General features: G+C 67.4%; 19 protein-coding genes. 8 read left to right on the top strand and 11 right to left on the bottom strand.

Going from position 1 to position 25,277, the window contains the following annotated elements; genetic code table 11:
• Positions 1-45 precede the first annotated feature (45 nt).
• Positions 46-771 (top strand): FadR/GntR family transcriptional regulator, encoded by a 726-nt coding sequence (locus BLS91_RS01955; protein WP_092338654.1) that lies wholly within the window; start codon positions 46-48, stop codon positions 769-771.
• A 7-nt stretch (positions 772-778) separates the two neighbouring features.
• Positions 779-2,152, top strand: coding sequence for an alpha-hydroxy acid oxidase (locus BLS91_RS01950; RefSeq protein ID WP_092338652.1), 1,374 nt, complete (start codon positions 779-781; stop codon positions 2,150-2,152).
• A 22-nt stretch (positions 2,153-2,174) separates the two neighbouring features.
• On the opposite strand, the gene BLS91_RS01945 is transcribed toward BLS91_RS01950, so the two are convergent.
• From BLS91_RS01945 to ddaH, 5 genes are all read right to left on the bottom strand, one after another.
• On the bottom strand, positions 2,175-2,546 hold the full coding sequence (locus BLS91_RS01945) for a type II toxin-antitoxin system death-on-curing family toxin (RefSeq protein ID WP_092338650.1): 372 nt from the start codon (positions 2,544-2,546) through the stop codon (positions 2,175-2,177).
• Positions 2,543-2,749, bottom strand: a complete 207-nt coding sequence (locus tag BLS91_RS01940; protein ID WP_233197246.1) for a ribbon-helix-helix domain-containing protein — start codon at positions 2,747-2,749, stop codon at positions 2,543-2,545. The genes BLS91_RS01945 and BLS91_RS01940 overlap by 4 nt, the downstream gene beginning before the upstream one ends.
• A gap of 38 nt (positions 2,750-2,787) precedes the next feature.
• Complete coding sequence (locus BLS91_RS01935; RefSeq protein ID WP_092338649.1) at positions 2,788-3,750, bottom strand: acetylxylan esterase; 963 nt, start codon at positions 3,748-3,750, stop codon at positions 2,788-2,790.
• A gap of 190 nt (positions 3,751-3,940) precedes the next feature.
• On the bottom strand, positions 3,941-5,197 hold the full coding sequence (gene rocD, locus BLS91_RS01930; RefSeq protein ID WP_092338818.1) for an ornithine--oxo-acid transaminase: 1,257 nt from the start codon (positions 5,195-5,197) through the stop codon (positions 3,941-3,943).
• 29 nt (positions 5,198-5,226) lie between these two features.
• The gene (ddaH, locus tag BLS91_RS01925; protein ID WP_092338647.1) at positions 5,227-6,081 is read right to left on the bottom strand and encodes a dimethylargininase; all 855 of its coding nucleotides are present in this window, start codon (positions 6,079-6,081) and stop codon (positions 5,227-5,229) included.
• A gap of 225 nt (positions 6,082-6,306) precedes the next feature.
• On the opposite strand from ddaH, the gene BLS91_RS01920 reads away from it, so the two are divergent.
• Positions 6,307-6,744 (top strand): Lrp/AsnC family transcriptional regulator, encoded by a 438-nt coding sequence (locus tag BLS91_RS01920; RefSeq protein WP_092106650.1) that lies wholly within the window; start codon positions 6,307-6,309, stop codon positions 6,742-6,744.
• Positions 6,745-6,775: 31 nt separating this feature from the next.
• Here the strand turns inward: BLS91_RS01920 and BLS91_RS01915 are convergent, their stop codons facing one another.
• Complete coding sequence (locus tag BLS91_RS01915; RefSeq protein WP_092338645.1) at positions 6,776-7,540, bottom strand: ABC transporter permease; 765 nt, start codon at positions 7,538-7,540, stop codon at positions 6,776-6,778.
• Positions 7,541-7,711: 171 nt separating this feature from the next.
• On the opposite strand from BLS91_RS01915, the gene BLS91_RS01910 reads away from it, so the two are divergent.
• The 3 genes from BLS91_RS01910 to BLS91_RS01900 all read left to right on the top strand — a co-directional run bounded on the left by BLS91_RS01910 (position 7,712) and on the right by BLS91_RS01900 (position 9,517).
• Positions 7,712-8,089 (top strand): GntR family transcriptional regulator, encoded by a 378-nt coding sequence (locus tag BLS91_RS01910; protein WP_092338643.1) that lies wholly within the window; start codon positions 7,712-7,714, stop codon positions 8,087-8,089.
• A gap of 67 nt (positions 8,090-8,156) precedes the next feature.
• Positions 8,157-9,158 (top strand): hypothetical protein, encoded by a 1,002-nt coding sequence (locus BLS91_RS01905; RefSeq protein ID WP_134505228.1) that lies wholly within the window; start codon positions 8,157-8,159, stop codon positions 9,156-9,158.
• Positions 9,155-9,517 carry a GntR family transcriptional regulator gene (locus tag BLS91_RS01900; protein ID WP_338061538.1) on the top strand — a complete coding sequence of 121 codons (363 nt, stop codon included), beginning with the start codon at positions 9,155-9,157 and terminating at the stop codon, positions 9,515-9,517. The genes BLS91_RS01905 and BLS91_RS01900 overlap by 4 nt, the downstream gene beginning before the upstream one ends.
• A 106-nt stretch (positions 9,518-9,623) precedes the next feature.
• Here the strand turns inward: BLS91_RS01900 and BLS91_RS01895 are convergent, their stop codons facing one another.
• The 4 genes from BLS91_RS01895 to BLS91_RS01880 all read right to left on the bottom strand — a co-directional run bounded on the left by BLS91_RS01895 (position 9,624) and on the right by BLS91_RS01880 (position 18,621).
• Positions 9,624-10,613 (bottom strand): NAD-dependent epimerase/dehydratase family protein, encoded by a 990-nt coding sequence (locus BLS91_RS01895; protein WP_092338639.1) that lies wholly within the window; start codon positions 10,611-10,613, stop codon positions 9,624-9,626.
• 10 nt (positions 10,614-10,623) lie between these two features.
• On the bottom strand, positions 10,624-13,635 hold the full coding sequence (locus tag BLS91_RS01890) for an alpha/beta fold hydrolase (protein ID WP_241983073.1): 3,012 nt from the start codon (positions 13,633-13,635) through the stop codon (positions 10,624-10,626).
• 175 nt (positions 13,636-13,810) lie between these two features.
• Positions 13,811-14,833: a 3-oxoacyl-ACP synthase III gene (locus tag BLS91_RS01885; RefSeq protein WP_092338637.1), complete on the bottom strand. Its 1,023-nt coding sequence runs from the start codon at positions 14,831-14,833 to the stop codon at positions 13,811-13,813.
• Between the two features lie 206 nt (positions 14,834-15,039).
• Positions 15,040-18,621 carry a proline dehydrogenase family protein gene (locus tag BLS91_RS01880; RefSeq protein ID WP_092338812.1) on the bottom strand — a complete coding sequence of 1,194 codons (3,582 nt, stop codon included), beginning with the start codon at positions 18,619-18,621 and terminating at the stop codon, positions 15,040-15,042.
• A gap of 157 nt (positions 18,622-18,778) precedes the next feature.
• Between BLS91_RS01880 and BLS91_RS01875 the strand changes: the two genes are divergently transcribed.
• Positions 18,779-19,753 carry a LysR family transcriptional regulator gene (locus BLS91_RS01875; protein ID WP_092338635.1) on the top strand — a complete coding sequence of 325 codons (975 nt, stop codon included), beginning with the start codon at positions 18,779-18,781 and terminating at the stop codon, positions 19,751-19,753.
• 105 nt (positions 19,754-19,858) lie between these two features.
• On the opposite strand, the gene BLS91_RS01870 is transcribed toward BLS91_RS01875, so the two are convergent.
• A complete protein-coding gene (locus BLS91_RS01870) occupies positions 19,859-23,566 on the bottom strand; it encodes a choice-of-anchor I family protein (protein ID WP_092338633.1) in 3,708 nt (1,235 codons plus the stop codon).
• Positions 23,567-23,682: 116 nt separating this feature from the next.
• On the opposite strand from BLS91_RS01870, the gene BLS91_RS01865 reads away from it, so the two are divergent.
• A complete protein-coding gene (locus tag BLS91_RS01865) occupies positions 23,683-25,251 on the top strand; it encodes a phytoene desaturase family protein (protein WP_092338631.1) in 1,569 nt (522 codons plus the stop codon).
• Positions 25,252-25,277: the final 26 nt, after the last annotated feature.

The following is a 25,277-nucleotide window of genomic DNA, read 5'->3' as shown; positions in this document are numbered from 1 at the left end:
AATCGTGTACTCTGTGGTCAGACCACACGAGATCAAGAGGACAGCATGACCGAGATCACCCCGCGCGCCTGGCAGATCGTGCTCGACGCCGTGGAGCTCGACCTGCTCGAGGGTCGCCTGAGCCCGGGCGATCACCTCCCGCCAGAGCGCACCCTGGCAGCAGATCTCGGCGTCGGCCGTTCCAGCGTGCGCGAAGCGCTGCGGGTGCTCGAGGTGCTCGGGCTCATTCGCACCGCCGTCGGCTCGGGGCCCTCGGCCGGCGCGATCATCGTCGCACGACCCGGCGGCGGCATGTCGGCGCTCATGCGCCTGCAGGTTGCGGCCCAGGGCTTTGAGGTCGCGGACGTGGTCAAAACCCGCCTCATCCTGGAGGGATCAATCGTCGCCGAACTGGCCGAGGTCCAGGTCGACCTCACCGAATCAGCGCAAATCCTCACCGCGATGGAAAGTGAGACCCTCACCGAAGCAGAATTCCTCGCCCTCGACACCCAGTTCCATCTCTCGCTCGCCGAAGCGAACGGCAACCAGGTCATCACGGCGACCATGGCCGGCCTCCGCAGCGCAATTGAGGGGTACGCGCGGGCGGGCGCGGCGGGCCTCGCGAGCTGGCCGGCAACATCCGCTCGTCTCAGGCTCGAGCATCGCGGCATTCTCAATGCCGTTCTGGCCGGTCAAGCGGATGCCGCCCGCCTCGCGGTGCACGCCCACATCTCGGGGTACTACGCCGAGACCCATCTCACTTCCACCACTGCCAGCCCCACGACACGATAGGACGACCATGGTTCAACGACGTATCCCCAGGATCAAAGACCTGGCACCGCTGATGAAGTTCAAGGCTCCGGAGCTCAACGCGAAGAAGCGCCGCCTCGACGCGGCCCTCACGATCGCCGACCTGCGTGCGATCGCCAAAAGGCGCACTCCGAAGGCCGCCTTCGACTACACCGAGGGTGCCGCGGAGGCCGAGATCTCACTCGGCCGGGCCCGCCAGGGTTTCGAAGACATTGAGTTTCATCCGGCCATTCTGCGCGACGTGTCGACCGTGTCCACCAGCTGGGACGTGCTCGGTGCCCCCGTTTCGCAGCCGTTCGGCATCGCGCCCACCGGCTTCACCCGCATGATGCAGACCGAGGGTGAAATCGCCGGGGCGCGCGCCGCCGGGCGGGCCGGCATTCCGTTCGCTCTGTCAACCATGGGAACGACGTCGATCGAAGACGTCAAGGCCGCCAACCCCACCGGCCGCAACTGGTTTCAGCTGTACATGTGGAAGGACCGCGACCGGTCGATGGCCTTGGTCGAGCGAGCCAAAAAGGCCGGGTTCGACACCCTGCTCGTCACGGTCGATGTGCCGGTGGCCGGCGCCCGACTGCGCGACAAGCGCAACGGCTTCTCGATTCCACCAGCGCTCACCCTCGGCACTGTCATCAACGCCATCCCGCGACCGGAATGGTGGATCAACTTTCTCACCACCGAGCCGCTCTCCTTTGCGAGCCTCGACCGGTCCAGCGGCACCATCGGCGAACTGATCGACTCCATGTTCGATGCGACCGTGACCTTCGACGATCTGGCTTGGATCAAGGCCCAGTGGCCCGGAAAAATCGTGGTCAAGGGAGTGCAGAACTTGGACGATGCCAAGCGCCTCGTCGACCTCGGCGTTGACGGCATCACCCTCTCGAACCACGGCGGTCGCCAGCTCGACCGTGCACCGATTCCGTTCCACCTGCTGCCGCAGATCGCCCGCGAGGTCGGTGCCCACACCGAGGTGCACCTCGACACGGGCATCATGAGCGGTGCCGACATCGTCGCCTCCGTCGCGCTCGGCGCCCGCTACACGATGATCGGCCGCGCCTACCTTTACGGCCTCATGGCCGGCGGTGAAGCGGGCGTCGACCGCACCATTGCGATCCTCTCGGAGCAGATCACGCGCACCATGCGCCTGCTCGGCGTGAATGCACTCGAGGAGTTGAACCCGGGCCACGTGACCCAGCTGTCCCGGCTGCAGCCGGTGGTGTCGCCCCTGGTCGCCGCCGCCGCGGCTGCTCCGGTACGCAAGGCTCCCGTGCGGGAGCCGGCCGTGCGCAAGGAGTCGGTGAGTGCATCCGCTGTCGTCACGACCACGCCGGTGAAGCCTGCGCCACGGAAGACGGTCTCGTAAGTCGCAGACAGTCGGCGGCGAGCTACGAACGCGTGACGCGATGCGCCGCGATCCGCTTTTCAGATTCGTCGAGGTCGACGACCCCTTCGGCGACGCCAATCACGAAATCGAAACCCTCATCGGTGGTGAAATCGTGGGCATACCCGTTGATCCAGAGAAAGAGCACCATGAGGGTCCAGCCTGTGCGCTTGTTTCCATCGACCAGCGGATGATTGCGCACGAGAGATTCGAGAAGGGCCGCGGCCTTTCGATCAAAGGTCGCGTAGGCATCCGTTCCGAACATGGACGCCGACGGCCGGGCGAGTGCAGACGCGAGCAGGCCAGCGTCCCGCACGTAGAAGCCGTAGCGCTCGGTCACCTGCAGCGCATCGGCGACCTCCAGGTACTGGGTCACGCGTCTTCGAGGCGCTGCAGCAACTCGGCGTCGTGGGTGAGCACGAATTGCAGGCCGGATTCGATTTCGTTGCGCCGCGAATAACGGTCGACAATCAGGGTTGCGCCCTGCAGGAGCAGCGCGTGCTTCGACACGTGTTGCGCCGTCGCGAGTGCCTCAAGTTGACGGTCGAGTTCCTCCGGGATGCGCACGTTGATAGCCATACCAAAATGGTACTGCCGCTCCATGCCGGCAACAAGGCCTAGCCGAGGTGTTCGCGGAACGCACGCAGGGCGAGAGCGTCGTCTTCCCAGGCGCCGCCCTCGTGGCCGTTGTACGGCCAGACGGTGATCTGCTTTGGGCCGGCATAGTTGTTGTAGGCCGCGAACACTGTCGACGGCGGGCAGATCGGGTCCATCAGGGCGGCCGTCATGGTCACCGGCGCCGTCGCGCGCTTGGCGAAGTTGACGCCATCGAAGTAGGCGAGCACGTCGTGCACCCGCACTACCTTGAGCCGGTTGGTGGCGAGGTACTGGCCGAGCTCCCGATACGGCAGCGCGTCGGTGATGACGGATGCCCGCGGAAAGTCACACAGAAACGGTACGCGCGCGACGACCGCGGCGAGGTCGGGCACGAGCCCAGCCACGGCGAGCGCGATACCGCCGCCCTGGCTGGTGCCGACCAGGCCCACCCGGGTTTCATCGACGAGCGCCAGGCTGCGGGCCGCCGCGACGGCGCGCACGGCATCGGTGAAAACGCGGCGGTAATAGTAGGTCTCACGCGAGTCGATGCCGCGCGTCATGAAACCGGGTACCTGCGGGCCACTCCCGGCGTCGTCGACCGTGTCGCCCGTGCTACCGCCCCAGCCCTGCCCGCGCAGGTCCATCTCGAAATGCGCGAACCCGGCGGATGCCCACAGTAGGTTCTCGAAGCTCTGCCCGCGTCCCCGGCCGTAACCGTGAAACTGCACGACGGTCGGCAGCGGGCGACGCGCGCCGGCGGGCACTCGCAGCCAGGCCTTGATCGGCTGCCCACCGAACCCGGGGAAAGTCACGTCGAAGACTTCGAGCGTTTCCAGACCGGCGTCGACCTTCGTGGCGGTGACATCAAGCGGATGCCGATCGGCCTCGGCGAGCGTCTCGGCCCAGAAGGCATCGAAGTCGGCCGGGTCGGCCTGGCCACTGCGATAGGCGCGGAGTTCGGCTTCGGGCAGGTCGGTGTACATGCCCTTCAGCCTATGGCCGCCACAGCGTGGAGCCGGGCCGTCACGCGGGGGCATCCGCTTTCGGCAGAACGCACGCGCTGCTATTGGCGGCCGGCGCGCGATCGCGCCCCAAACACGGATGCGCGCTACGGTAACCGGCGTAGCGCGCACCCAGATCGGGCGCGGTCATGCGTTCTGCCCGGGAGCGCGCCTACTTCGCAGCCGCGAGGTCGGCCAGCACGAGACGCAGTTGCTCGACGGCCCAGTCCACGTCCTCGGCGGAGACGACGATCGGCGGTGCCAGGCGGATGGTCGACCCGTGCGTGTCCTTGGCGAGCACGCCACGGGCGAGGAGGGCCTCGCAGACGACGCGGCCCGGAGCGAGCGACGGATCGATGTCGATGCCGGCCCAGAGGCCGACGCCGCGCACTTCGATCACGCCGTGCCCGATGAGCTCGGCGAGGCCCGCGTGCAGGCGCGCGCCGAGTTCGGTCGCGCGCTGCTGGTATTCGCCGGTGGCCAGAATCTTCACGACGGCCAGGCCGACGGCTGCGGCGAGCGGGTTGCCGCCGAAGGTGGAGCCGTGCTCGCCCGGGTGCAGCACACCGAGAATGTCGGTGTTGCCGACGACGGCGGAGACGGGAACGATGCCGCCGCCGAGGGCCTTGCCGAGCAGGTAGAGGTCGGGCACGACGCCCACGAGGTCGCAGGCGAAGGTCGAGCCGGTGCGGCCGAGGCCGGACTGAATCTCGTCGGCGATGAACAATACGTTGTGGCGCGTGGTGATCTCGCGTACTGCGGGCAGGTAGGCCGCCGGCGGCACGACGATGCCGGCCTCACCCTGGATCGGTTCGAGCAGCACGGCCACGGTGTTCTCGTCGATCGCGGCCTCGAGCGCGGCCGCATCGCCGTAGGGCACGGTGCGAAAACCGGGCGTGAACGGGCCGAAGCCGGCGCGGGCCGACTCGTCGTCAGAGAAGCTGATGATGGTGGTGGTGCGGCCGTGAAAGTTGCCGGCTGCCACGATGATGTTGGCCTGGTCGGGCGCGACGCCCTTGACCCGGTAGCCCCAGGCACGGGCCACCTTGATGCCGGATTCGACGGCCTCGGCGCCGGTGTTCATGGGCAGAACCATGTCTTTGCCGGCCAGTTCGGCGAGCGCGGTCACGAACGGACCGAGCTGGTCGTTGTAGAACGCCCGGCTGGTGAGGGTGATGCGGCCGAGCTGGGCACGAGCAGCGTCGAGCAGCACCGGGTTGGAGTGGCCGAAGTTCACAGCGGAGTAGGCGGCGAGGCAGTCCAGGTAGCGGTGACCGGCGACATCCGTTACCCAGGCGCCGTCGCCGGTCGCGACGACGACCTCCAGCGGGTGATAGTTGTGCGCGGCGTGCGCGCTTTCCTCGGCAATGAGGGCAGTAGCTGCAGGCGAAACGGATGCTGCGGGTGCGTCTGTCAGATTCGTCGTCATGTCGTGCTCCTTCAGGTTGGTGGGGGCGGTCATCGGCGCAGCTCGAGCGTGCAGCATTTGACGCCGCCGCCGCCGAGCAGCAGTTCGGACAGGTCGACGCCGATCGGGTTGTAGCCGCGAGCTCGCAGCTGGCGTTCGAAGTCTTTGGCGCGGGCGGCGATGACGACGTTGTAGCCGTCGGAGTAGGAGTTGAGGCCGAGAATGGAGGCGTCTTCTTCGGTGACGATGATGGCGTCGGGGTAGCGCTCCTGCAGAATGGCGAGGCTCGGCGCGTCGAAGGCGCTCGGCAGGTAGGCGATGTTCGTGTCATCGAGCACGGCCACGGCGGTGTCGAGGTGGTAGAAACTCGGGTTGATCAGGCGCAGGGTGATCACCGGGCGGCCGGCGATATTCGAGAGTTCAGCGTGGCTGTTCGAGTCGCTGCGAAAGCCGGTGCCGGCCAGGATGACGTCGCCGACCAGCAGAAAATCGCCCTCGCCCTCGTTGGTCTCCACGGGTACACGCACGTCGAAGCCGTTGGCGCCGAACCAGTCCATATAGGCGGGGCCTTCGGGCTGGCGCTGCACATGGGTGAATTTGGCTCCGTAGGCCTGGTTATCGATGACGAAACCGCCGTTGGCCGCGTAGACCATGTCGGGCAGGCCGTCGATCGGGTCGATCAGGTGCACATCGAAGCCGAGGCCGATGTAGGCGTCATAGAGGGTCTGCCACTGCTTCACGGCGAGCGAGGTGTCGGTGGGCAGCGCCGGGTCCATCCACGGGTTGATGCGGTAGACCACGGTGAAGAACTGCGGCTTGCACATAAGAATGGTGCGCTTGGTGGCGATGCGCACGGGAACGGCGGGCTCTTCGGCCAGAACGGGGGTGGCTGAGTTGATCGACATGAGGCTCCTTCGGGGATCCGCGGGCCTTCGGGCCGACGGAACTCGGGGTGGATGGCGGACCAGGTCGCTCACGAGAGCCCGGCTCGACCACACTTGATCGTTCCGGGACGCCACCCTCAGTCTCACACAGCATGATTCAACGTTTCACGCTGATCTGCGCAAGAAATCTTCGAGAATTGCCACCGTGACGCAAGTTTGCGCAGTGCCGTCACTTAGACTCGCCCCATGGATAACCTCGACCACAGCATTCTCGATCTGCTGCGCCAGAACGCGCGCGCCGGCTATGGTGACATCGGCTCGGTGGTGGGACTGTCGGCATCCGCTGTGAAACGCCGCGTCGACCGCCTGGTGGCCGACAAGGTGATTCGCAGCTTTACGATTCAGGTCGACCCGGCGGTCGACGGTATGAGCACGGAAGCCTATGTTGAGCTGTTCTGCCGGGGCACCGTCGCGCCCGACGAATTACTGCGCATACTCTCCGGCGTGCCGGAGGTCGTCGACGCGGGAACCGTCACCGGCAGCGCCGACGCCATGGTGCACATTCGAGCCCGGGACATTCCGGGGCTCGAGGCGGCGCTCGAAAAGGTGCGCCTGGCACCCAACGTCGATCACACTCGGAGTGCGATCGTGCTGTCACGCCTCATCCATCGCTCAATCGAGTAGCAACACCTCACCCGCTTTCGCGAGCCAGGTTCTAAGGGACCGGCTTTTGACGCACCGGCGAGATCAGGTGCAGCAGGGTGACCGCGGCAATTGACCCAGCGCAGAGGATGCCGGCCAGCACGACGATCTGAAAGCGTCCGGCCTCCAACGGCGAAGCTCCACCGAAAATCGCCCCGACGAACGCTCCCGGCAACGTGACCAGCCCCGTGGTCTTGGTCTGGTCGGTGGACGGAATGATGGCGAAGTAGACGGCCTGCCTGGCCAGATCGCGCGTGGATTGCCGCGGCGTGGCCCCGAGCGCAAGCCAGCCCTCGACTTCGTCCCAGTGATCGCCGACCGCCTCGGAGAAGCGGCGACCACTGAGCGTCGCGATCGACATGGCATTGCCGATGATGATGCCGCCGATCGCGAGCACGTAGCGTGGTGAGAATTCGATCGCTCCGGTCGTGAACACGATGGCGAGAGTGACGCTCACACCGAGAGCCATCGCCGCAGCCACGCGAAACAGGTGCGCGCGACTGAAGCCGATACGGCGGGTGACAGTACCGACGGCCGCCGCGAACATGACGAGCAATCCGACGCCGACCCAGAGCGGTTCATTGATGATGCCGCTGAGAATGAGACTGATCGCGGCCAGTTGCAGGATCCCACGCAACAGGGCGAGCGCCGGCGCGAACGGATGCTGTGTGCGATAGACCCGCAGCACCGTCGCGACCACCGCGAGCAGCAACAGAACGCCGACTAAGGTCGGCACCAGCCCGGCGAGCTCGGCGGGGAGATCGGCCGGAAAGGTCATGCCCCGAGCCTACGCGGCCCCGCGAAAGCGGGGAAACGGTTGCTTCGGTGATGTTGAAGCAACCGTTCACCCGCTCTCGGAAAACATCCCCTGGGAACGTACCGTGGGTATGGTGTTGCGGCATTCGTTGTAGCGAGGCAAAATTGCTCATAACGTTGAACGGAGGGTCCCGTGCCCGCTTCCTTTATTGCCATTGATTCACACTCGAGCACGCCGCCGTTTGAACAGTTGCGCAGCCAGGTCATTGCGGCCGTGCGCTCCGGTAAGCTGGAGCACGATACCCGCCTGCCGACCGTGCGGGCCCTCGCCGCTGAGCTCGGTCTGGCCACGAACACGGTCGCCCGGGCCTATCGCGAACTCGAGCGTGACAGCGTGATTGAAACGCGCGGTCGGTTCGGTTCATTCATCGCACCCAACGGTGATGCGGCCGAGCGGCACGCCCAGGCAGCGGCCGACGCATTCGCTGCCCGCATCGAGCAACTCGGCGTGAGCCCGGCCGAGGCCCTCACCCTCGTCACCGATGCCCTGAATCGCCGTTCCGACTCCTGAGCCGGGCCTTGCGGCCGGAGTTTTGTATTGCTACTCTGGTACAAAACGCACACAACGGGAGGGTTTTGTGGATCCAGTATTAGCAGTCTTAGCAGTTTTTGCGGCGCTGATGCTGGCGGGACTCGGCATCCGCCTGATCTATATCGCGCGTGCCGAACCACGCAAGCGGATGCTGCACGCCTACTCCCAGCAGGTCGGGCTCGCGTTGGTTCCAGAGATCGTCCCCGAGCTGTCGAGCCGGATCTATCGCCGCGAACGCGCGGGGGTCGTCGGGTCGATGGTGGGGCTCGTGCCGGGCGTGGCGCTGCTGGTTCTGACGGACGGCAGTCAGAACCCGTGGAATGGGCTCGTGGTCTTGGTCGCAATGACGGTCGGGTCGACGGTCGCCCTCATCGGCAACGATTCCCGCTCGGCGTTCGCACCGGTAGCCGAGGTGCCGCGGCTGGCGCGCAGCGCTTCCCCCGGGCTGGCCGACTACGTTACTCCGCTGGACCGCGCGTTCTCTCTGGGCCTGCTGGGCCTCGCTACTCTCGGCTATGCTACCGTGCTCGGGGTCATCGCGATCAACCCGGAGCGGGTGTTCGATGACGTCTCGGTGCGCACGATTCTCTGGCCGGCGGGGCTGTTGCTGGCCCTGGCGGCTGCCGCGAGCCTGGTCACCTGGGCGGCGGCAAACGCCCTGCTCGGCCGCGGTCAACCGGCCGGAACCTACATTCAACTGGCCTGGAGCGATGCCTTTCGCAGCACCACACTGCGCAGCCTGGTCGGGATTCCGGGGATCATCGCCGCCGTCAGCTCCTGCGTGTTGTTCCTCTCGTTGAGCGAGGCGATCAACCGGCCGGCGCGCGGCTCGATCGGCGAGATTCTGGTCGGCTCGTTCACGATCATGGGCCCGGTGCTTTTCGTCGCGCTGCTGAGCTGGAGCCTGACGAGCATGCGCAATCGCAACACGACGCATTACCTGCGGCGGCTCTGGCCCGAAACGGCCGTCGAACTGGACCGGCACCGCGCGCGCGGTGCCGTCGACGATCAGCCCGATGCGGACAATCGAACGAAGACCTCGGCATGATGCTGCTGGTCGATCCGCGTTCGGCCACGCCGCCGTACGAACAGTTACGAGTGCAGGTGCTTGCCGCAGTGCAGTCGGGCGATCTCGCACCGGGCGACAAGCTGCCGACCGTGCGCAAGCTCGCCGAAGACCTGGGGCTGGCCGCCAATACTGTGGCCCGCGCCTACCGCGAGCTCGAGCGTGACGAGGTCATCGAAACGCGCGGCCGCAACGGATCCTTCATCGCCGCGAGCGGCAATGCCGCCCAGCAACAGGTGCAGGTGGCCGCCGCCGCGTTCGCCGGCAAAGCGCGCCAACTGGGCGTTGCCCCCGAGGAGGCGCTCGCGTTTGCGCGCGCGGCCCTCGGAATCCGCTCGTAGCGGCCTCGTACACGGACGGGGCCCAGGCCCGAGCCCGGGGCCCAGTTTATAAACTGGGCCGGTGGACGGGGCCTGGGCCCCGTCCGGAGTAGATCCGGGCGGGAGGTTACCGGGCGGCGCGGTAGTGGGCGGCCAGGCGCTCGAAACCCTCGTCGAGGGAGACCGCGGGGGTCCAATTCAGGTCGGCGCGGGTGCGCCGCTGGTCGAACCAGTGCGCGGTCGAGAGCTGCTCGGCCAGAAACCGGGTCATCGGCGGTTCGTCGACTCCGGGGCGCCGCTGCCAGATCGCCTCGATGATCGAACCGGCAGCGCGGGCAGCGGATGCTGGCACCCGCCACGCCGGCGCGGTCACGCCGGCCGCCCCGCAGATTCCGGCGAGAAGTTCAGCGACCGGGCGCGGTTCACCGTTGGTGATCACGTAGGACTGGCCGTGAACGGCGACAGCGGCCTCGAGCGCTGCGTGAATGGCCGAGGCCGCATTGTCGACATACGTCGTGTCGATGAGCGCCGCGCCGTGTCCGAGCAACGGCAGCCGTCCGCGGCGAACGCGGTCGACGATCCGGTCGATCAGCTGGGTGTCGCCGGGGCCCCAGACCAGGTGCGGCCGCACGGCGACCACACTGAATCCGGGGGCGTCGGCCGCAAGCGCGAGCAGTTCAGCCCGAGCCTTGGTGCGGGCGTAATCGCCGCGGGCCTGCTCCGGCGACGCCGGCAGGGAGTCAGAGCCCATGATCGACGAACCGGCGTGGGCGACCGACGGCGACGAGACGTAGACGAAACGGGAGACGCCGGCATCCGTCGACGCCTGCAGAACGGTACGGGTGCCGCCAACGTTGACCGCCTCAAACTCGGCCGGGTCACCGGCGAGCGACACCTTCGCGGCGAGGTGCACGACCGCGTCCATACCGCTGACCGCATAGGCGAGCCCGGCATACGGAGTGTCGGCGACCGTCGTGATCGAGCCGTGCACGTCTTCGACGCCGGTCAGGCCCGATGGCCGCCGCTGAAAGGTGCGTACCTCGTGCCCGGCCGCACTGATGTGCTCGGCGACGGCCCGACCGAGAAAGCCGCTGGCTCCCGTCACCAGCACTCTCATGGCGCGCCCCTCATGGCTTAGACCAGCGACTGCCAGAGAGGATGCCGGTGGCCCAGCGCGACAGCCGGCTGCGGTCGATCTTGGAGTTGTGCCGAATGTCGGTCGGCAGACCGGGAACAACGAGCACGGCGGCGACCGGCGAGCCCACGGCCGCGCGCACTGCGGCAGCGAGGGGCTCTGCAGCTCGGTGCACCCGGCGGGCCGGCGGTACCGTTTCGATCACGGCGACCTGCTGCTGTGTGCCGAGCGGACCGACACCGACGAAGGCCGCCCGAAAAACGTCGGGCAGGGTTTCGATGCGCTGCTCCGGCCCGACCGGGGTCGTGACGCCGTCGGCCGTCACGATGACGTGCGGCATGCGGCCCTCCACCCAGAGGCGGCCTGCACCGTCGAGGTGGCCGACGTCACCGGTGCGATGCCAGCGTTCGCCCGCCACAGCACCGCGCCGCGAGGCGCGCTCGGCGAGCCAGAGCCGGTCGTAGTGGTCCTTGACGTGCGGCGCCGACACAACGATCTCGCCGGTCACGTCGGGCTCTTCCGTGAGTTCACCAACGGATGCCCCACTCGCGTCGAGCGCGCTGATCCGGATGCGCGTGGTCGCGGTCGACCCACCGACGCAGACTCCCCCGGCCGGGTTCACAGCCGATCGTTGCTCGCCTGCCGCCGGGACGGCCACACTCGTCGAGCTGGTCGAGCCCGTCTCGAGAAGTCCGGCGGACTCGTCCGCCGCGGCACCCACTCTGGGTGAGTCGGCGACACTCGCGGCGGCGGCGCGAATGCCGTCGAGCGTGATGTCGGCCATGAGCAGGCCCTCGGTCATGCCGTAGGGCGTGTGCGCGGTCGCTCCCGGCATGAGCGCGGCGGCCTGGGCCAGCAGACTCTCGGAGATGGGGGCGCCGGCCGAGAGAAAACGCTGCACCCCGGCGAGGGCGGCGTGATCGGCGGGGGTGAGCGCGTCGGCGGTGGCGACGACGTTCACGAGGGCCGCGGGCGAGAGAAAGACGACGGTCGCGTCGATCGCGGCAACGGCGGCGGCAACGGCAGTGGCGGTGAGGGTTTTGGGTGCCGTGACATCCATATCGGGGGTGACCGAGCGGGCCCCGAGCGCCGGGCCGAGCAGGGCGAACGGGGCGAATCCGGCGACGAGGCCGGTACCGACGCCAACGCCGTACTGCAGAAAGAGGGCACGACTCACGGCGGAGAGCTGCCCGTGGGTGTAGACGACGCCCTTGGCCGGTCCGGTCGATCCGGAGGTGAACAGCACGGCGGCCGCATCATTTGGCGCGGGTTCGGTCGGGAGCAAGTCGCCGGCTTCGAGTCGGGCCTGGCCCAGCTGAATCAGCTCGGCCAGGGTGTGCTCGATGCTCAGCAGCCGTGCCATCGGGGCCGGAAAGCGGGCGACCGAGATCTTGCGCCCTGGCCAGCCGAGTGCGCGCGCGGCCATGAGGCCGGGAGCAGCCCCGATCACGAAGTCCGGGCGGGCGCCGCGCACGGCGCGGGTGAGGCCGGGAAGGCCGAGGCCGGCATCCGCTACGACGACGATCGCGCCGATGCGCACGCAGGCGTAGAGCACCGCGGTGAGGTCGGCGCTCGGCGGCACGAGGAGGGAGACACGGTCGCCGGGTGTGACGCCGATGTGCACGAGGCCGGCCGCGATCTGGCGCACGCGCCGCGAGAGCAGCCGCCAGCTGACGGTGCGCGGGGCCGGCTGCATGTCGACGAGGGCAGTTTCGTCGGAGTCCTCGAGGACGTCGAGGTAGTGCCAGAGCGGATGCGTCCCCGCGGCTTCCCACGCGGCCGCCGGCCCGCCAAAGACGGGCTCGACCAACGGAGATGGTGCGGCCGCCGAAGCAGGCTCAGGCGCGAATCCCGGCGTAGCGGCGGACAGCTCGCCGGGCGCCCCCATACGCTGATCGAGCTTGTTGAGATCGCCATTCCGGGAACGCGACGCACCGGCGCGAACCGAGTCGAGGAGCCTGTCAGCTACGGCATCCCCGAGCCAGAGCAGCGCGGCCGCGGCATAGTCCGCGTCCTCGGCGAGTAGATGCCCGGCACCCTCGAACCGGTGAACGCGAGCGTGCGGCATCCGTTCGACCAGGTCGTCGAGGTATCGGTCGCTGAAGATCGGGTCCCGGGGGCCCCAGAGCAGCAGCGCGGGCACCGCGAGTGAGCGCACGGCCTCGGCGATGCGGTCGAGTTCCGGCCGGCTCTCGTGCTCGAGAGCGACCGGAATATCGGCGACGAACCCGCCGATGCCGCCGCGGCGATCGCCGGTTAGGTACGGCGCGCGGTAGCCCCGCTTCACCTCGGGCGACAACGGCGGATGCGCGAGGGCCAACGTCGTGGCCAGGAACGCGGGCGTCGCGACGGTCGCAGGTCCCAGGATTCCGCGCCCGAGCGCGAGACGCAGGGGCGCCGGAATCTTGTCGCCGGCGGGCTGATGCACCGCGGTGTTCAGCAGCATAACGCCGGCCAGCAGTTCGGGATGGTCGACGGCCCAGCCGAGCGAGACCACTCCGCCCCAGTCGTGACCGAGGGTGATCACCGGGCCGACGAGTTCGAGGGCGTCCGTGAGGTCGCCGAGGTCCCGCACCCGGCGGGCGAGTGGGCGAAACCCTCCAGTGCCTGCGTGCTGGCGGCCGGTTGCGCCAGCACGAGCAGCACTGCCGGTGCGCGCGGAGAAGCCCATGTCGAGCTGATCGACAGCGATCACGCGCCAGGCCGGCGCGCCCGACTGTGCTGCATCCGTTGCTGCAGCCAGCAGGCCTCGCCAGAGGTACGACCAGGTCGGGTTGCCGTGCACGCACAAGATAGTTCCGACCGGAACCACGCCGAGCGCGTCGAGCTGCGGCCCATTGTCGAGCAGGTGCCAGCCGTGAGACGCGGCAGACCCGCTCTCGGCGACCTCGACCAGGCGCGACCACTCGGGTTTCAGCCCGGCCAGCCCGGACGGCGGCAGGGTCGCCACGACCAGCCGCGTGCGCGGAAGACGGGAAGCTGCGGTTGCACGAATCTCGGTCACACTCCTTTTGAGCCCGAGAAGCCACTTTCGGCCCCTTGGTTTTCACGAGAAGCCAACTTCGGCCCCTTGGCGCCGTTCCATGGGGCCGAAAGTGGCATGTCATGGGCGGTTGCACAGTTCATGGGGCCGAAGTTGGCATCTCGCAGGAGGCGAGGGTGGTGTCGGGCGGCGACTCTCACCAGACGAGTTCCATCATGGCGGTGTTGAGGCCCGAGCCGACACCCATCAGGAGCACCCGGTTGCCCGGTTTGAGCTTCGACGCCTCCTGGGAGAGCGTGATCGGAATCGACGCCGGGCCGACGTTGCCAAGCGTCGGATAGGTCAGCGGCACCTTCGCCTTGTCCATGCCGGTGGCCTTGACGATCGCGTTGGTGTGCACGTCCGAGACCTGATGCACGATGTAGCGGTCCATGTTCGACCAGCTCCAGTCGCGCTTGGCCTCGGTCCAGGCCGAGACGACCAGTTCCATGCCGCCCTTGAGCAGCGCCTTGGCGTCGGTGAACATGCCGTCGACGCTGCCGACGCACAGTCCGTTGAACTGGGTGGCCGCGCGGGTGACCCCGCCGAGGATGCGGTGCCCGGCGGGGTGGGCATCCGCTGGGCCGAGCACGGCAGCGGCAGCGCCGGAACCGAGGGTAAGGCTCGCGAACTCACTCATGAAGTCTTTGCGCTTGATGCCGGGGCGCCCGAGGCGGTCGATCGTGTTGGTCTGGATCTCGTCGGCGTCCTCGCCGTCGATGATCACGGCGTACTTGATCTGACCGCTGTCGATGAGCTGGGCGGCGAGCGTCATGCCGTTGACGAAGCCGAGGCAGGCGTTGGCGATGTCGAAGTTGATCGCCGACGACGGCAAGCCAAGTCCGTGGTGGATACGCACGGCGACGGAGGGTTCGAGGTGCTTGCGCGTGACCGAGGTATTGATGAGCAGGCCCACGTCGCTCGGCTTGATGCCGGCCTCGCGCAGGGCGATCTTGCCGGCCTTGACCGCGGCGTCGTCGAAGGTCTCGTTCGGCCCCCAGTTGCGGCGCTCATACACTCCGGCAACCCGCTGGAGCAGCCCGGTGGGCAGTTTGAGGCGCGTCAACACCGGCTTCAGACGTCGGTCGATCTCTTCCGACGTCGTGATGAGCGGCGCCAAGAGACTCGCGACCGACAACAGAGCGACGTTTCGGTGCGTCGTCGTCGCGTTTCCGTTCAAGCGTGAACCCCTGTCGAATTGTGGACAGCGGTAATCATACGGCCCGTTAGAGTCTGCCCCACGAATCTGTATGTAAACCGCACGTAGCCTGTGTGCCCTCTCGGGCCCATGCGTGCAGAACCGCGGAGATTTCGCCGCTGATCCCCCCAATCACACGATTGAAGGCGATCCGGCCGGAATCTCCGCGGTTACGAACCGTAACCGGCCTAGATCACGCCGTCGGAGAGCGTGCTCGGGTTGCCGAAGCGGTGCGCGGTGATCGAGATTGCCTGTTCCCGCAGGAACGGCAGCACCTCGATGCGCCCGGCCTGGGTGACCGCGTTCGAGTACACCGCGATGTCGGGGCTGCCGTTGACCGCTTCGGCCAAAGCGGATGCTTCCACTCGCGCGCCCAGCACCGGGTCACTGCCGATGAGACGCACGCGGCTGGCCGTGATCCCGCCCGAGCGAGCGCGAGCGAGCCACTCCTCGTCGGTTTCGACCAGCACCGGGATCTCACGCTGGGCGAGGATATTGCGCACGCCCGGCGGCACCGGAACGCTGCTCGACACGTCGTAGCGCGACGTGGACAGGGTCGCGGCGGCGATCACGCGCAGCAGCTGGGCGAGCGTTCCGCTCTCGGTCAGGCGCACGGTGACCGGCAGCGCGCGGTAGCGGAACAGGTTGCGCTCCACCTTGAGGTCGGTCGCGTCGCGCACGACGTTGAATTCCTCGCGCCAGGCGAGAGCGTCGCTCACGGCCGAACGGCGCAGCACGTCGAAGTCGGCGTAGTCGAGAAACGGCTGGCTGGCCTCGATGATGTCGGTGACGCGCTGTTCGAGGCCGCGCAGGTGCAACGTCGAGCTGTTCCGGCCCGGCTCGTTGACCCAGCTGCCGAGGCCGAGCAGGTAGTTCGGTCCGCCGGCCTTGGTTCCGGCGCCCACGGCTGAGCGCTTCCAGCCGCCGAACGGCTGGCGCTGCACGATAGCACCGGTGATGCCGCGGTTGACGTAGAGGTTGCCGGCTTCGATCGTGTCGACCCAGAGGGCCAGTTCGTCGGCGTCGAGCGAGTGCAGCCCTGTCGTCAGGCCGAAGTCGACCGCGTTCTGAAAGCGGATGGCTTCTTCTAGGTTGCGCGCGTGCATCACGCCGAGCACCGGGCCGAAGAACTCGGTGAGGTGAAAGTACGATCCGGGCGCGACGCCGGTGCGAATGCCCGGCGACCAGAGCTTGCCGGTGTCATCGAGCTGCTTCGGTTCGACCAGCCACTTCTCTTCGGCGCCGAGCGTGGTCAGGGCGTGCAGTAGTTTGCCGTCGGCCGGCGACATGATCGGGCCCATCTGGGTGACCGGATCGCTTGCCTGCCCGACCTTGATCGAGGTCGCGGCGTCGACCAGCTGGCCGAGAAAGCGTTCGGACTTCGCTACCGATCCGACCAGAATCACCAGGCTCGCGGCCGAGCACTTCTGGCCGGCGTGGCCGAAGGCGCTCTTGACGACATCGGCGGCGGCCAGGTCGAAGTCGGCCGACGGGGTGACGATGATGGCGTTCTTGCCGCTGGTTTCGGCGAGTAGGGGCAGGTCGTGGCGGAATCTGCGGAACAGCTCGGCGGTCTCGTAGCCGCCGGTGAGAATGACCCGGTTGACTGCGGGGTGCGCGATGAGCTTGGCACCGAGGTCACGGTCGGGCAGGTTGACCAGAGCGAGGAGTTCGCGCGGGATACCGGCCTCCCAGAGGGCCTCGACCACGACGGCACCGGTGCGCTGGGCGACCGTGGCCGGCTTGACGACGACGCCAGCACCGGAGGCGAGGGCGGCGAGCATGCCGCCGGCCGGGATGGCGGTGGGAAAGTTCCACGGCGGGGTGACCACGATGAGTTTCGAGGGAACGAAGATGGCGCCCTGCACTCGGTCCAGATCCTTGGCACGTTCGGCGTAGTAGTGGGCGAAGTCCACCGCTTCGCTCACCTCGGCGTCACCCTCGGTGATGGTCTTGCCGCATTCGCTGGCCATGACCTCGATCAGGCGATCTCGGTTGGCAGCGAGCGCCAGGCCCGCGCGGTGCAGTACCGCGGCGCGTTCGGCGCCGGTCTTCTGCCCCCAGGCTGCTCCCGCCTCGAGCACACCGTCGATGATCAGATTGAGCGCTGCCTCGTCGGGAACGGCGGCGGCCTCGATGGTTTCGGTTCCGAGAACGGATGCATCGGCGCGGGCCAAAATCCGTCGGCCCCAGGCCCGGTTGGCGGGCAGCGACGGGTCGGTGTCGGGCTCGTTGTGGAAGGTCGAGTGGGTGGGCGCCGAGCCGCGGGTGATGCCGAGCAGCACGCCGGTCAGTTGCGGGTCGTCGTCGCTGGCGGTCTCGGTTTGCTGGCTGCGGGCATCCGTTGTGGCGGCGGCCAGGCGACCCCGGTCGTAGCTGCTGGAGCGGTCCTGCACGCGGTTGGGGGTGGGAACCCGGTCGTCGAGGGCGTCGAGCGAGGCCTGGAACCGAGCCTTCTCGCGGTCGAAGAGCTCGGGGTTGCTGGTCAGCTCGAACACGGCCGACATGAAGTTCTCCGAGCTCGCATTCTCTTCGAGCCGGCGAATGAGGTAGCTGATGGCCACGTCGAACTGCGAGGGGTCGACGACGGGTGTGTAGAGCAGCAGCTGTCCGACGTCCTTGCGCACGGCCTGGGCCTGGCCGGTGGCCATGCCGAGCAGCATCTCGAACTCGACCTTGTCGTCGACGCCGCGGGCAACGCTGAGCAGGTGCGCCCAAGCCACGTCAAACAGGTTATGGCCGGCGATGCCGAGCTTGACGGCATCCGTGTTCTGCGGGGTGAGCGCCCAGTTGAGCACCCGCTTGTAGTTGGTGTCGCTCTGCTGCTTGGTGGAGAAGGTCGCGAGCGGCCAGTCGTGTACGGCGGAGTCGACATGCTCCATGGCGAGGTTGGCGCCTTTGACCAGGCGCACCTTGATCGGGGCTCCGCCGGCCGCGCGGCGATTCTGCGCCCAGTGGGTGAGGCCCTGGATGGCACTCAGCGCGTCGGGCAGGTAGGCCTGCAGCACGATGCCGGCTTCGAGCTGGGCCAGCTGCGGCTGGTCGAGCAGCCCCTCGAACACGGCGATGGTGAGGTCGAGGTCGCGGTACTCCTCCATGTCGAGGTTGATGAACTTCGGGGTAGCGGATGCCGCGGCGAATTCAAACAGCGGCGTCAGGCGTTCGATCACGCGGGCGACGGTCTCATCGAAGGCCCACATCGAGAGCTGGCTGGCGATCGAGGACACCTTGATCGAGACATAGTCCACGTCGGGGCGTTCGAGGATGCGCTTGGTGCCTTCGAGGCGTTCGAGCGCCTCTTTCTCGCCGAGTACAGACTCACCGAGCAGGTTGATGTTGAGGCGGTTGCCGCCCTCTTTCAGGTGCACGAGCGCGGGACCGAGCTTGTCGGGCGTGGCGTCGACGACGAGGTGGCCGACCATCTGGCGCAGCACGGTGCGGGCGGCGGGAATGACGACCCAGGGCAGCACCGGTCCGAGAATGCCACCGAGGCCGATGGCCGCGCGCATGGGCACCGGCAGAAAACCGGGCGCCTTCTTGGCGATCTTCTGCAGGCTGTAACCGGCGACCATCTTGTCTTCGGGGCGCATGACGCCGTCAACGAAGCCGACCGTGAAGTCCAGGCCGTTCGGGTCCTTGAGCACGCCGGCGAGCCGTTCGGCCGCGGCATCCGCTGGGATGGTGGCGCTTTCGTCGAGCCATTTCTTGACGAGAGCGACGACCTCCGAACTGAAATCCTCGTTGGCGGGGCGGGTGGAGGCGTTGGTCATGGTCACGAGACTAGTCTTTCGTTCGCGGTTGGGTTGCTCTGGTTATTCAAGTCTGAGGCCAGCCTATATTTAGCAAAAGCAAATGTTTATGCATGATATTCGTTACAATTTCTAATGATTTGGTTTTGGGTCGTTCGATGGGTGTAAGGGGCAGCGGATGCTGGATGTGCGGCGACTCCGACTGCTGCGCGAACTGAAGATTCGCGGCACCCTCGCCGGGGTCGCCGCTGCCCTTGCCTACAGCCCATCCGCGGTGTCGCAGCAGCTCGCGCTGCTCGAAAAAGAGGCCGGCGTTGTATTACTGAAAAAAGTGGGGCGGCGGGTGCAGCTCACCCCGCAGGCCGAGATTCTGGTGGAGCACACCACCCACCTGCTGGAGCGGCTCGAACTTGCAGAGGCCGACCTGCGCGCCAGCACCACGACGGTGTCGGGCACCGTGCGGGTGGCCGTGTTCCAGTCTGCCGCCCTCGCCGTCATTCCGCGGGCGCTCACTTTTCTCGCCGAGGACTTTCCGGCGCTACGGGTCGAAGTGACCGAGCGCGAGCCAGAGCGCGGCCTGTTCGAGGTGGCCGCGCGCGACTTCGACCTCGTGCTGGCCGAGCAGTATCCCGGCCACACCCGCGCGCACTGGCCCGACCTCGACCGGATCAACCTCGCAACGGATGCGCTGCGGCTCGCCGTGCCGCCCGCGGATAGTTCCCGGGACGGCGCAGGGCGGGTCAGCGCGGCAACCCTCGAGGAAACCGCCGGCCTGCCCTGGGTGATGGAGCCGGTGGGTACAGCGTCGCGGCAGTGGGCCACGCAGCTCTGCCGCTCGGCCGGTTTCGAACCGGACGTGCGGTTTGAGACCGCCGACCTGATCGCGCACATCCGCTTGATTGAATCGGGCAATGCGGTGGGCATTCTGCCCGATCTGGTCTGGGCCGGGCGCATGCCGGCCGTTCAGCTGCACGACCTGCCGGGCACCCCGCACCGCACCCTGTTCTCGGCTGCGCGCCGGTCGAGCGCGCAGCGGCCGGGCGTGGTCGTCGTGCGCGCAGCCCTCGACCGGGCGGTGAGCAAGGTGGCCAAACCCACGGAATCCGACCCGTTGGAGCCGCCGCGCCCGTTCGAGCCGCTCGCGCCGGTGTAACCGCGCCACCCCTCCTCGGATTGCACCCGGCGATCAGCCGCGTCGCATGACCGCCCAGTCAAACGGATGCCCGGCGCGAGCACCGGGGCATCCGTTCTGAACAGGCTAGGCCTGCAGGGCCTGGCGCTTGCGACGGGCCAAGATGAGGCCGCCGCCGAGCAACAGGAGCAGCGCGGCGAGGCCGGCCGGGGCCAGCGACGCGCCGAGTGCCGGGATAGCACCCAGGCCGCTCGTGCTCGCCGCTGCAACAACGGTGACCGCGAGGCTGATCGGCTCCAGGCCGACCGAGCTGATCACGAGCGTGTGCGCGCCGACCGGCGTGCTCGCCGGAATCACTGCGGAGAACGTTGCGACTCCGGCAGCATTGGCCGCGAAGGTGCCGAGGTTCACCGGCACGGAGTAGAGCGTGCCGGTGACCTTCTGGCCGGGGTTCAGCCCGGAGACCGTGACGGTGACGCGCTCGCCCGGGGTGAAGACGGCGTCACCCACGTCGATGCTGGCCCAGTCGGTGCCGGCCAGTACCGCGCGGCCGAGCGATGCCGGGTCGACGAGCGGGTGCTTCTCGAAATAGGCGACCGTCGCGGCGAGATCGGCCTGGCCGGTGTCCGCGACGCTGGTTCCGGCGGCGAAGGTCGTGAATTTGTCGCCGCCCGAGGCTAGGAACGAGTTCACCGCCACGCGGAACACGTCGGTCGGGGCGATGGCCACACCATTCAGCGACATACCGACGATGTGCTCGCCCAGCGCCGCGTCGGGCTCATAGAGGTAGCTGAACCCCTCGGAGACACCGAGGTGCAGCTTGGCGCGGCTGGACTGCCACTGCTGTTCGAGCACCGTGCGCAGCTGGGTACCGGTGAGGTCCATGGTGACGAGGGTGTTGGCAAAGGGCTGCACGGTGGCGACCTCTTTGTAGGTCACCTTGCCGTTCTCGCCGTAGCTCAGGTCGGTGCGCACCCCGCCGGGGTTCATGAAGGCGATCTCGGCCGGTTCACCGCCGAAGGTAGAGTTCGAGGTGGCCCAAAGCTGAATGTCGGCGACGAGGTTGCCGAGGCTCGATTCCGACCCGCGGTCCTCTGCCACGCCGTTGTAAGCACGTTTGATGTCGGCGCTGATGGCACCGACTTCAACCGAGCCGACGATGTCGGCCTGGGCCGCGGCATCCGTCACGATCTGCGCCACGGTGGCGTCGGCCGGGTAGAGGCCGGTCGTGCCGTTGTGCAGGTCCACCAGCGCGCTGGTCATCGAGACGACGCTTTTGGTCACTGGGTCGACCGAGATTTTCAGCTGGTCGAGGTTCATGCCGTACTGGCCGCTCTGCATCACCGGGCGTTTCAGCCCGTCGGTCCAGCCCGTGACCGGGTAGGAGCAGTTGTAGGTGGCGTGGGTGTGACCCGAGAGGATCGCATCGATATTGGCCGATGCGTCGCGGATCAGATCGCCGTAGAGGGTGTCGGCGTCACCGATCGCGGCGCAGTCGGTGCCGACGCCTCCCTCGTGGGTGAGCAGCACGATGACATCGGCCTCGCCGTTGGTCGTGTTGCCATCCTGCAACTGCGCTGCCACGCGATTGGCGGCCTCGAGCTGGTCGCCGAACTCGATGTCGGCGATGCCGGCCGGGGAGACCAGTGAGGCGGTAGCCGCGGTGACGGTGCCGATGAAGCCGACGCGCACGCCATCGACCTCCTTGACCCAGTATTCATCGAGTGCCGGGGTGGTCGTGCCCTTCAGGTAGACGTTGGCGCCGAGCGCGTAGCGCGGGTCGCCGAACGAAGACCGGACCCGACCCTCGAGGTCGTCCCAGCCCGCATCGAACTCGTGGTTACCCACAACGGATGCGTCCAGCCCGGCCGCAAGGAGCGCCGTGATCGTCGGTTCGTCCTGCTGCGAGAAAGAGGTGAAGGTGGAGGCGCCGATGTTGTCGCCTGCCGAGACGAACAGGGTGTTCGGGTTTTTCGCCTTCAGCTGGGCAACGGCTCCGGCCAGGACGGCCGCGCCGGCCTCCTGGTTTCTGGCGTTGGCTTCGAGGCGACCGTGAAAGTCGTTGATGCCGAGCACTTGAATTTCGGTGGGGATGACGTTGATCGAGAAGATGGTGGTGGTTCCGGAAACCTCGTTGCCGACGGCGAGCATCGGCTCACCGGTGGGCGATTCTTTGGCGGAGATGAACGTGACGCCCTCCGGGCCGAGGTCACCGGCTGCCGACAGGTCGACGGTGGCGTCGACGCCGAAGTTGCGGTTGTTGAGGTAGGTCACGAACTTCGCGTCGGTCGGGTCGGTGATGTCGTAGGCCATGATGCCGCCCACCCGTTCCAGGCCGATGAAGGCGTAGGTGCGACCGTCAATCTCGCCGATGGCGAGGTTCTCGGGTTCGGGGCCCTTGTCGTCACTGCGACCCTCGAAGTTGGACTTGCTGTGGTTCGAGTTGAAATAGGCCGGGTTGGCCGCGGCGGTGATGCGCTCGAAGTCCTCACCGGAGTCGAAGGTTTGGGCGCCGTTGGTGTCCCAGATCGAGAAGGAGCGGGAGCCGAAGGAGTAGAGCTCCTCGTAGCAGGTGCCGGCGGTGTTGTAACCGTTTTCCTTGGTCACGTTCAGGCGGCCCATTCCTGCGTCGTTGTTCTTGCCGAAGAGGTCGCTAGTAGCGCAGATCGTGAGGTCCTCCGCACGCGCGCCCTCGACGTAGCTGCCCCACTCGCGGGCGTCGCCCTCGTTGGCGGTGACCAGGTAGGTCGCGTCAGTGCCGGTGGAGAAATCCTTCGCCGTGTAGGCGTTCATGCCGTCGGGCATGTACATGCCGTGCAGACCGGGGTAGGTCTGAATGTTGACGGCCGAATCCTTGTCGGAGGCGTCGATGCCGTTGCCGGGCAGGCCGTGGTCCTGAAAGCCGAGCGAGCGCACTTCGGTGACCTCAGCCGCGACGAGGTCAACCACAGCGACCGCGTTGGCTTCCTGCAGCGCCACATACGCGGTGAGACTGTTCGGGTCGATCGCGACATACTCGGGCTCGAGGTTGCGCGAGACCGGAAAGCCCGCTTCGGGAGTCGGTCCGAAGATGCGCACGTCGGGGTCGAGGGTCCTCGTGCCGCCATTGGCTTCGGATTCGTAGGCGTGAAAATCAGCGGTCGCGACGGCCGACGAAGCGGGCAGGGTAAGGGTCGACGGGAGCGTGACGACGCTGACCGACCCCTCGGGATCGACGGTGAACAGGTCGTTCGGCTCGCCCTCGTTGGCGGAGACGGCATACTTGCCGTCGGCCGAGATGCTCACCATGTCCGGCAGGGCACCGACCGTAACCGCGCCCAGAATGGTGGCTGTCGTCGCGTTGGCGTCGAAGAAGACGAGCCAGCCGGCATCCGACTTGGTGGGCGATTCGATGGCCATTGCGCCGAGGCCGTCGGCGCGCACGGCGACCGAGTTGGCGGTGGAACCGGTGGGGATGAGCGAGCTGCCGCCGTCGATTGTGGTTCCCGCTGCGCTGAGCGAGAACTCCTTGACCGGGGTAGTCGGGTCGGCGATGTCGAGCACGTCCACGGCACCCTGGGCCGCGTTGACCACGAAGAGTCGCTTGCTGGCGGCGTGGTAGGTCACGATCTCGGCGGCCGAGGCGTCAAAGGTGCCGGTCTCGTACGTTCCCAGCGGCGCCAGGTTGAAGTACGGGTCGGTCCCCGACGCGGTCACCGGTGCGACGACGATAGCAGCGGATGCCGTCGGTGCTGCCGACGATACGAGCGGCGCCACCGCGAGAGCGGCGCAGGCCGTGACAGCCAGGATGGCAACGGGTAGTCGGCGGCGTGCGGGGCGTCGAAAGGCGCTCATGCGGTAGATCCTCCTGTTGCAGACAATGGATGCCATTCTGTGTACTGGTCACAGGTGACTCGCAGGTGAATGCAAGGTGACTGATAGGTTCGGCGCGCACTGGCTAGGCTCTGCTCATGAGCGAGACCAGACACGACGTCGTGATTATCGGTGGCGGCCACAACGGCCTTGTCGCCGCCACCTACCTGGCCCAGGCCGGCCGCAGCGTGCTCGTGCTCGAGCGGGAGAAGCAGGTGGGCGGCGCCGCCATTTCAGCGGATACCTTCCCCGGCATTGACGCGCGCCTCTCGCGCTACTCCTATCTGGTGAGCCTGCTGCCGACCAGAATCATCCGCGAGCTGGGGCTCGATATCGAGCTGGCTCGACGTCGGTACTCGTCGTACACGCCGGGGCCGACTGGCGCCGGATTACTCGTTGACCAGGGCGACCCCGAAGCGACCAGGGCGTCGTTCGAACGCATCGGTGCCGCGGCCGATTTCGATGCCTGGAACTCCTTCTACGACGACACCGCCCGACTGGCGCGCGCCGTGTTTCCCACGATCTGCGAACCGCTGCTCACCCGATCGGAGGCTAAGCGACTGGTCGGCGACGATGCCCTCTGGACCGCCCTGGTCGAGCAGCCGCTCGGCGACACGATCACCAACCGGTTTGCGAACGATCTCGTGCGCGGCGTCGTGGCTACCGATGGGCTGATCGGCACCTTCACGGGCCTCGATGACTCCAGTCCCGACGCGAACCGCTGCTTTTTGTATCACGTGATCGGCAATGAAACCGGGGACTGGGACGTGCCGATCGGCGGCATGGGCGCTGTGACCGGGGCACTCGAACGGGCGGCGCGCGAGGCCGGTGCGCGGCTCGAAGTCGGCGCCGAGGTCACGTCGGCCACCCCCGACGGAGCCGTGGAATACCGCCAGAACGGGCGCCTGAAGACGACGAACGGCGCCGCGCTGCTGGCCAACGTGGCGCCGTGGGTGCTGCGGGGTTTGCTGGGTGGTGGAGGCGGGGCATCCGCAGACCTGGTCAAGCCGGAAGGCGCCCAGGTGAAGGTCAACCTGCTGCTGACACGCTTGCCGCACTTGTTGGACGCGAGCGTGTCGCCGGAGGCGGCATTCGGCGGTACGTTTCACATCAACGAGGGCTACAAGCAGCTGCAGACCGCGTATGACCAGGCCATGTCCGGTGAGATTCCCGAACTGGTGCCGTGCGAGGTCTACTGCCATTCGCTGACCGACCCGAGCATTCTGTCGCCCGAACTTGCCCAGGCCGGTGCCCACACCCTTACCGTGTTCGCCCTGCACACCCCGAATCGGGCGCTCACCGAAGCCAACAACGACCAGATGCGCGCGCAGCTGCAGGCCGCCGTGCTCTGCTCGCTCAATTCGGTGCTCGCCGAGCCGATCGAAGCCCTGTTGATGACGGATGTTGAGGGTCACCCTTGCCTCGAAACCAAAACAACCCTCGACCTCGAGCACGCCCTGAATCTGCCCGGCGGCAACATCTTTCACGGCGGGCTGTCGTGGCCATTTCTGGAGGATGACGAGCCGCAGGCCACGCCCGCCGAGCGTTGGGGAGTCGCCACCGAGCATCCGCGCATTCTCATTTGCGGTGCCGGAGCCAGGCGCGGCGGCGGGGTCAGCGGGCTCGGCGGACACAACGCCGCGATGGCCCTGCTCGAAGGGGCTTAGCGTGTAGCCGACCCTCTCAATGTGGC

The organism is Cryobacterium flavum (assembly GCF_900103805.1).
GTDB classification, from domain to species: Bacteria; Actinomycetota; Actinomycetes; order Actinomycetales; family Microbacteriaceae; genus Cryobacterium; species Cryobacterium flavum.
This window is presented reverse-complemented; position numbering and strand designations above follow the sequence as displayed.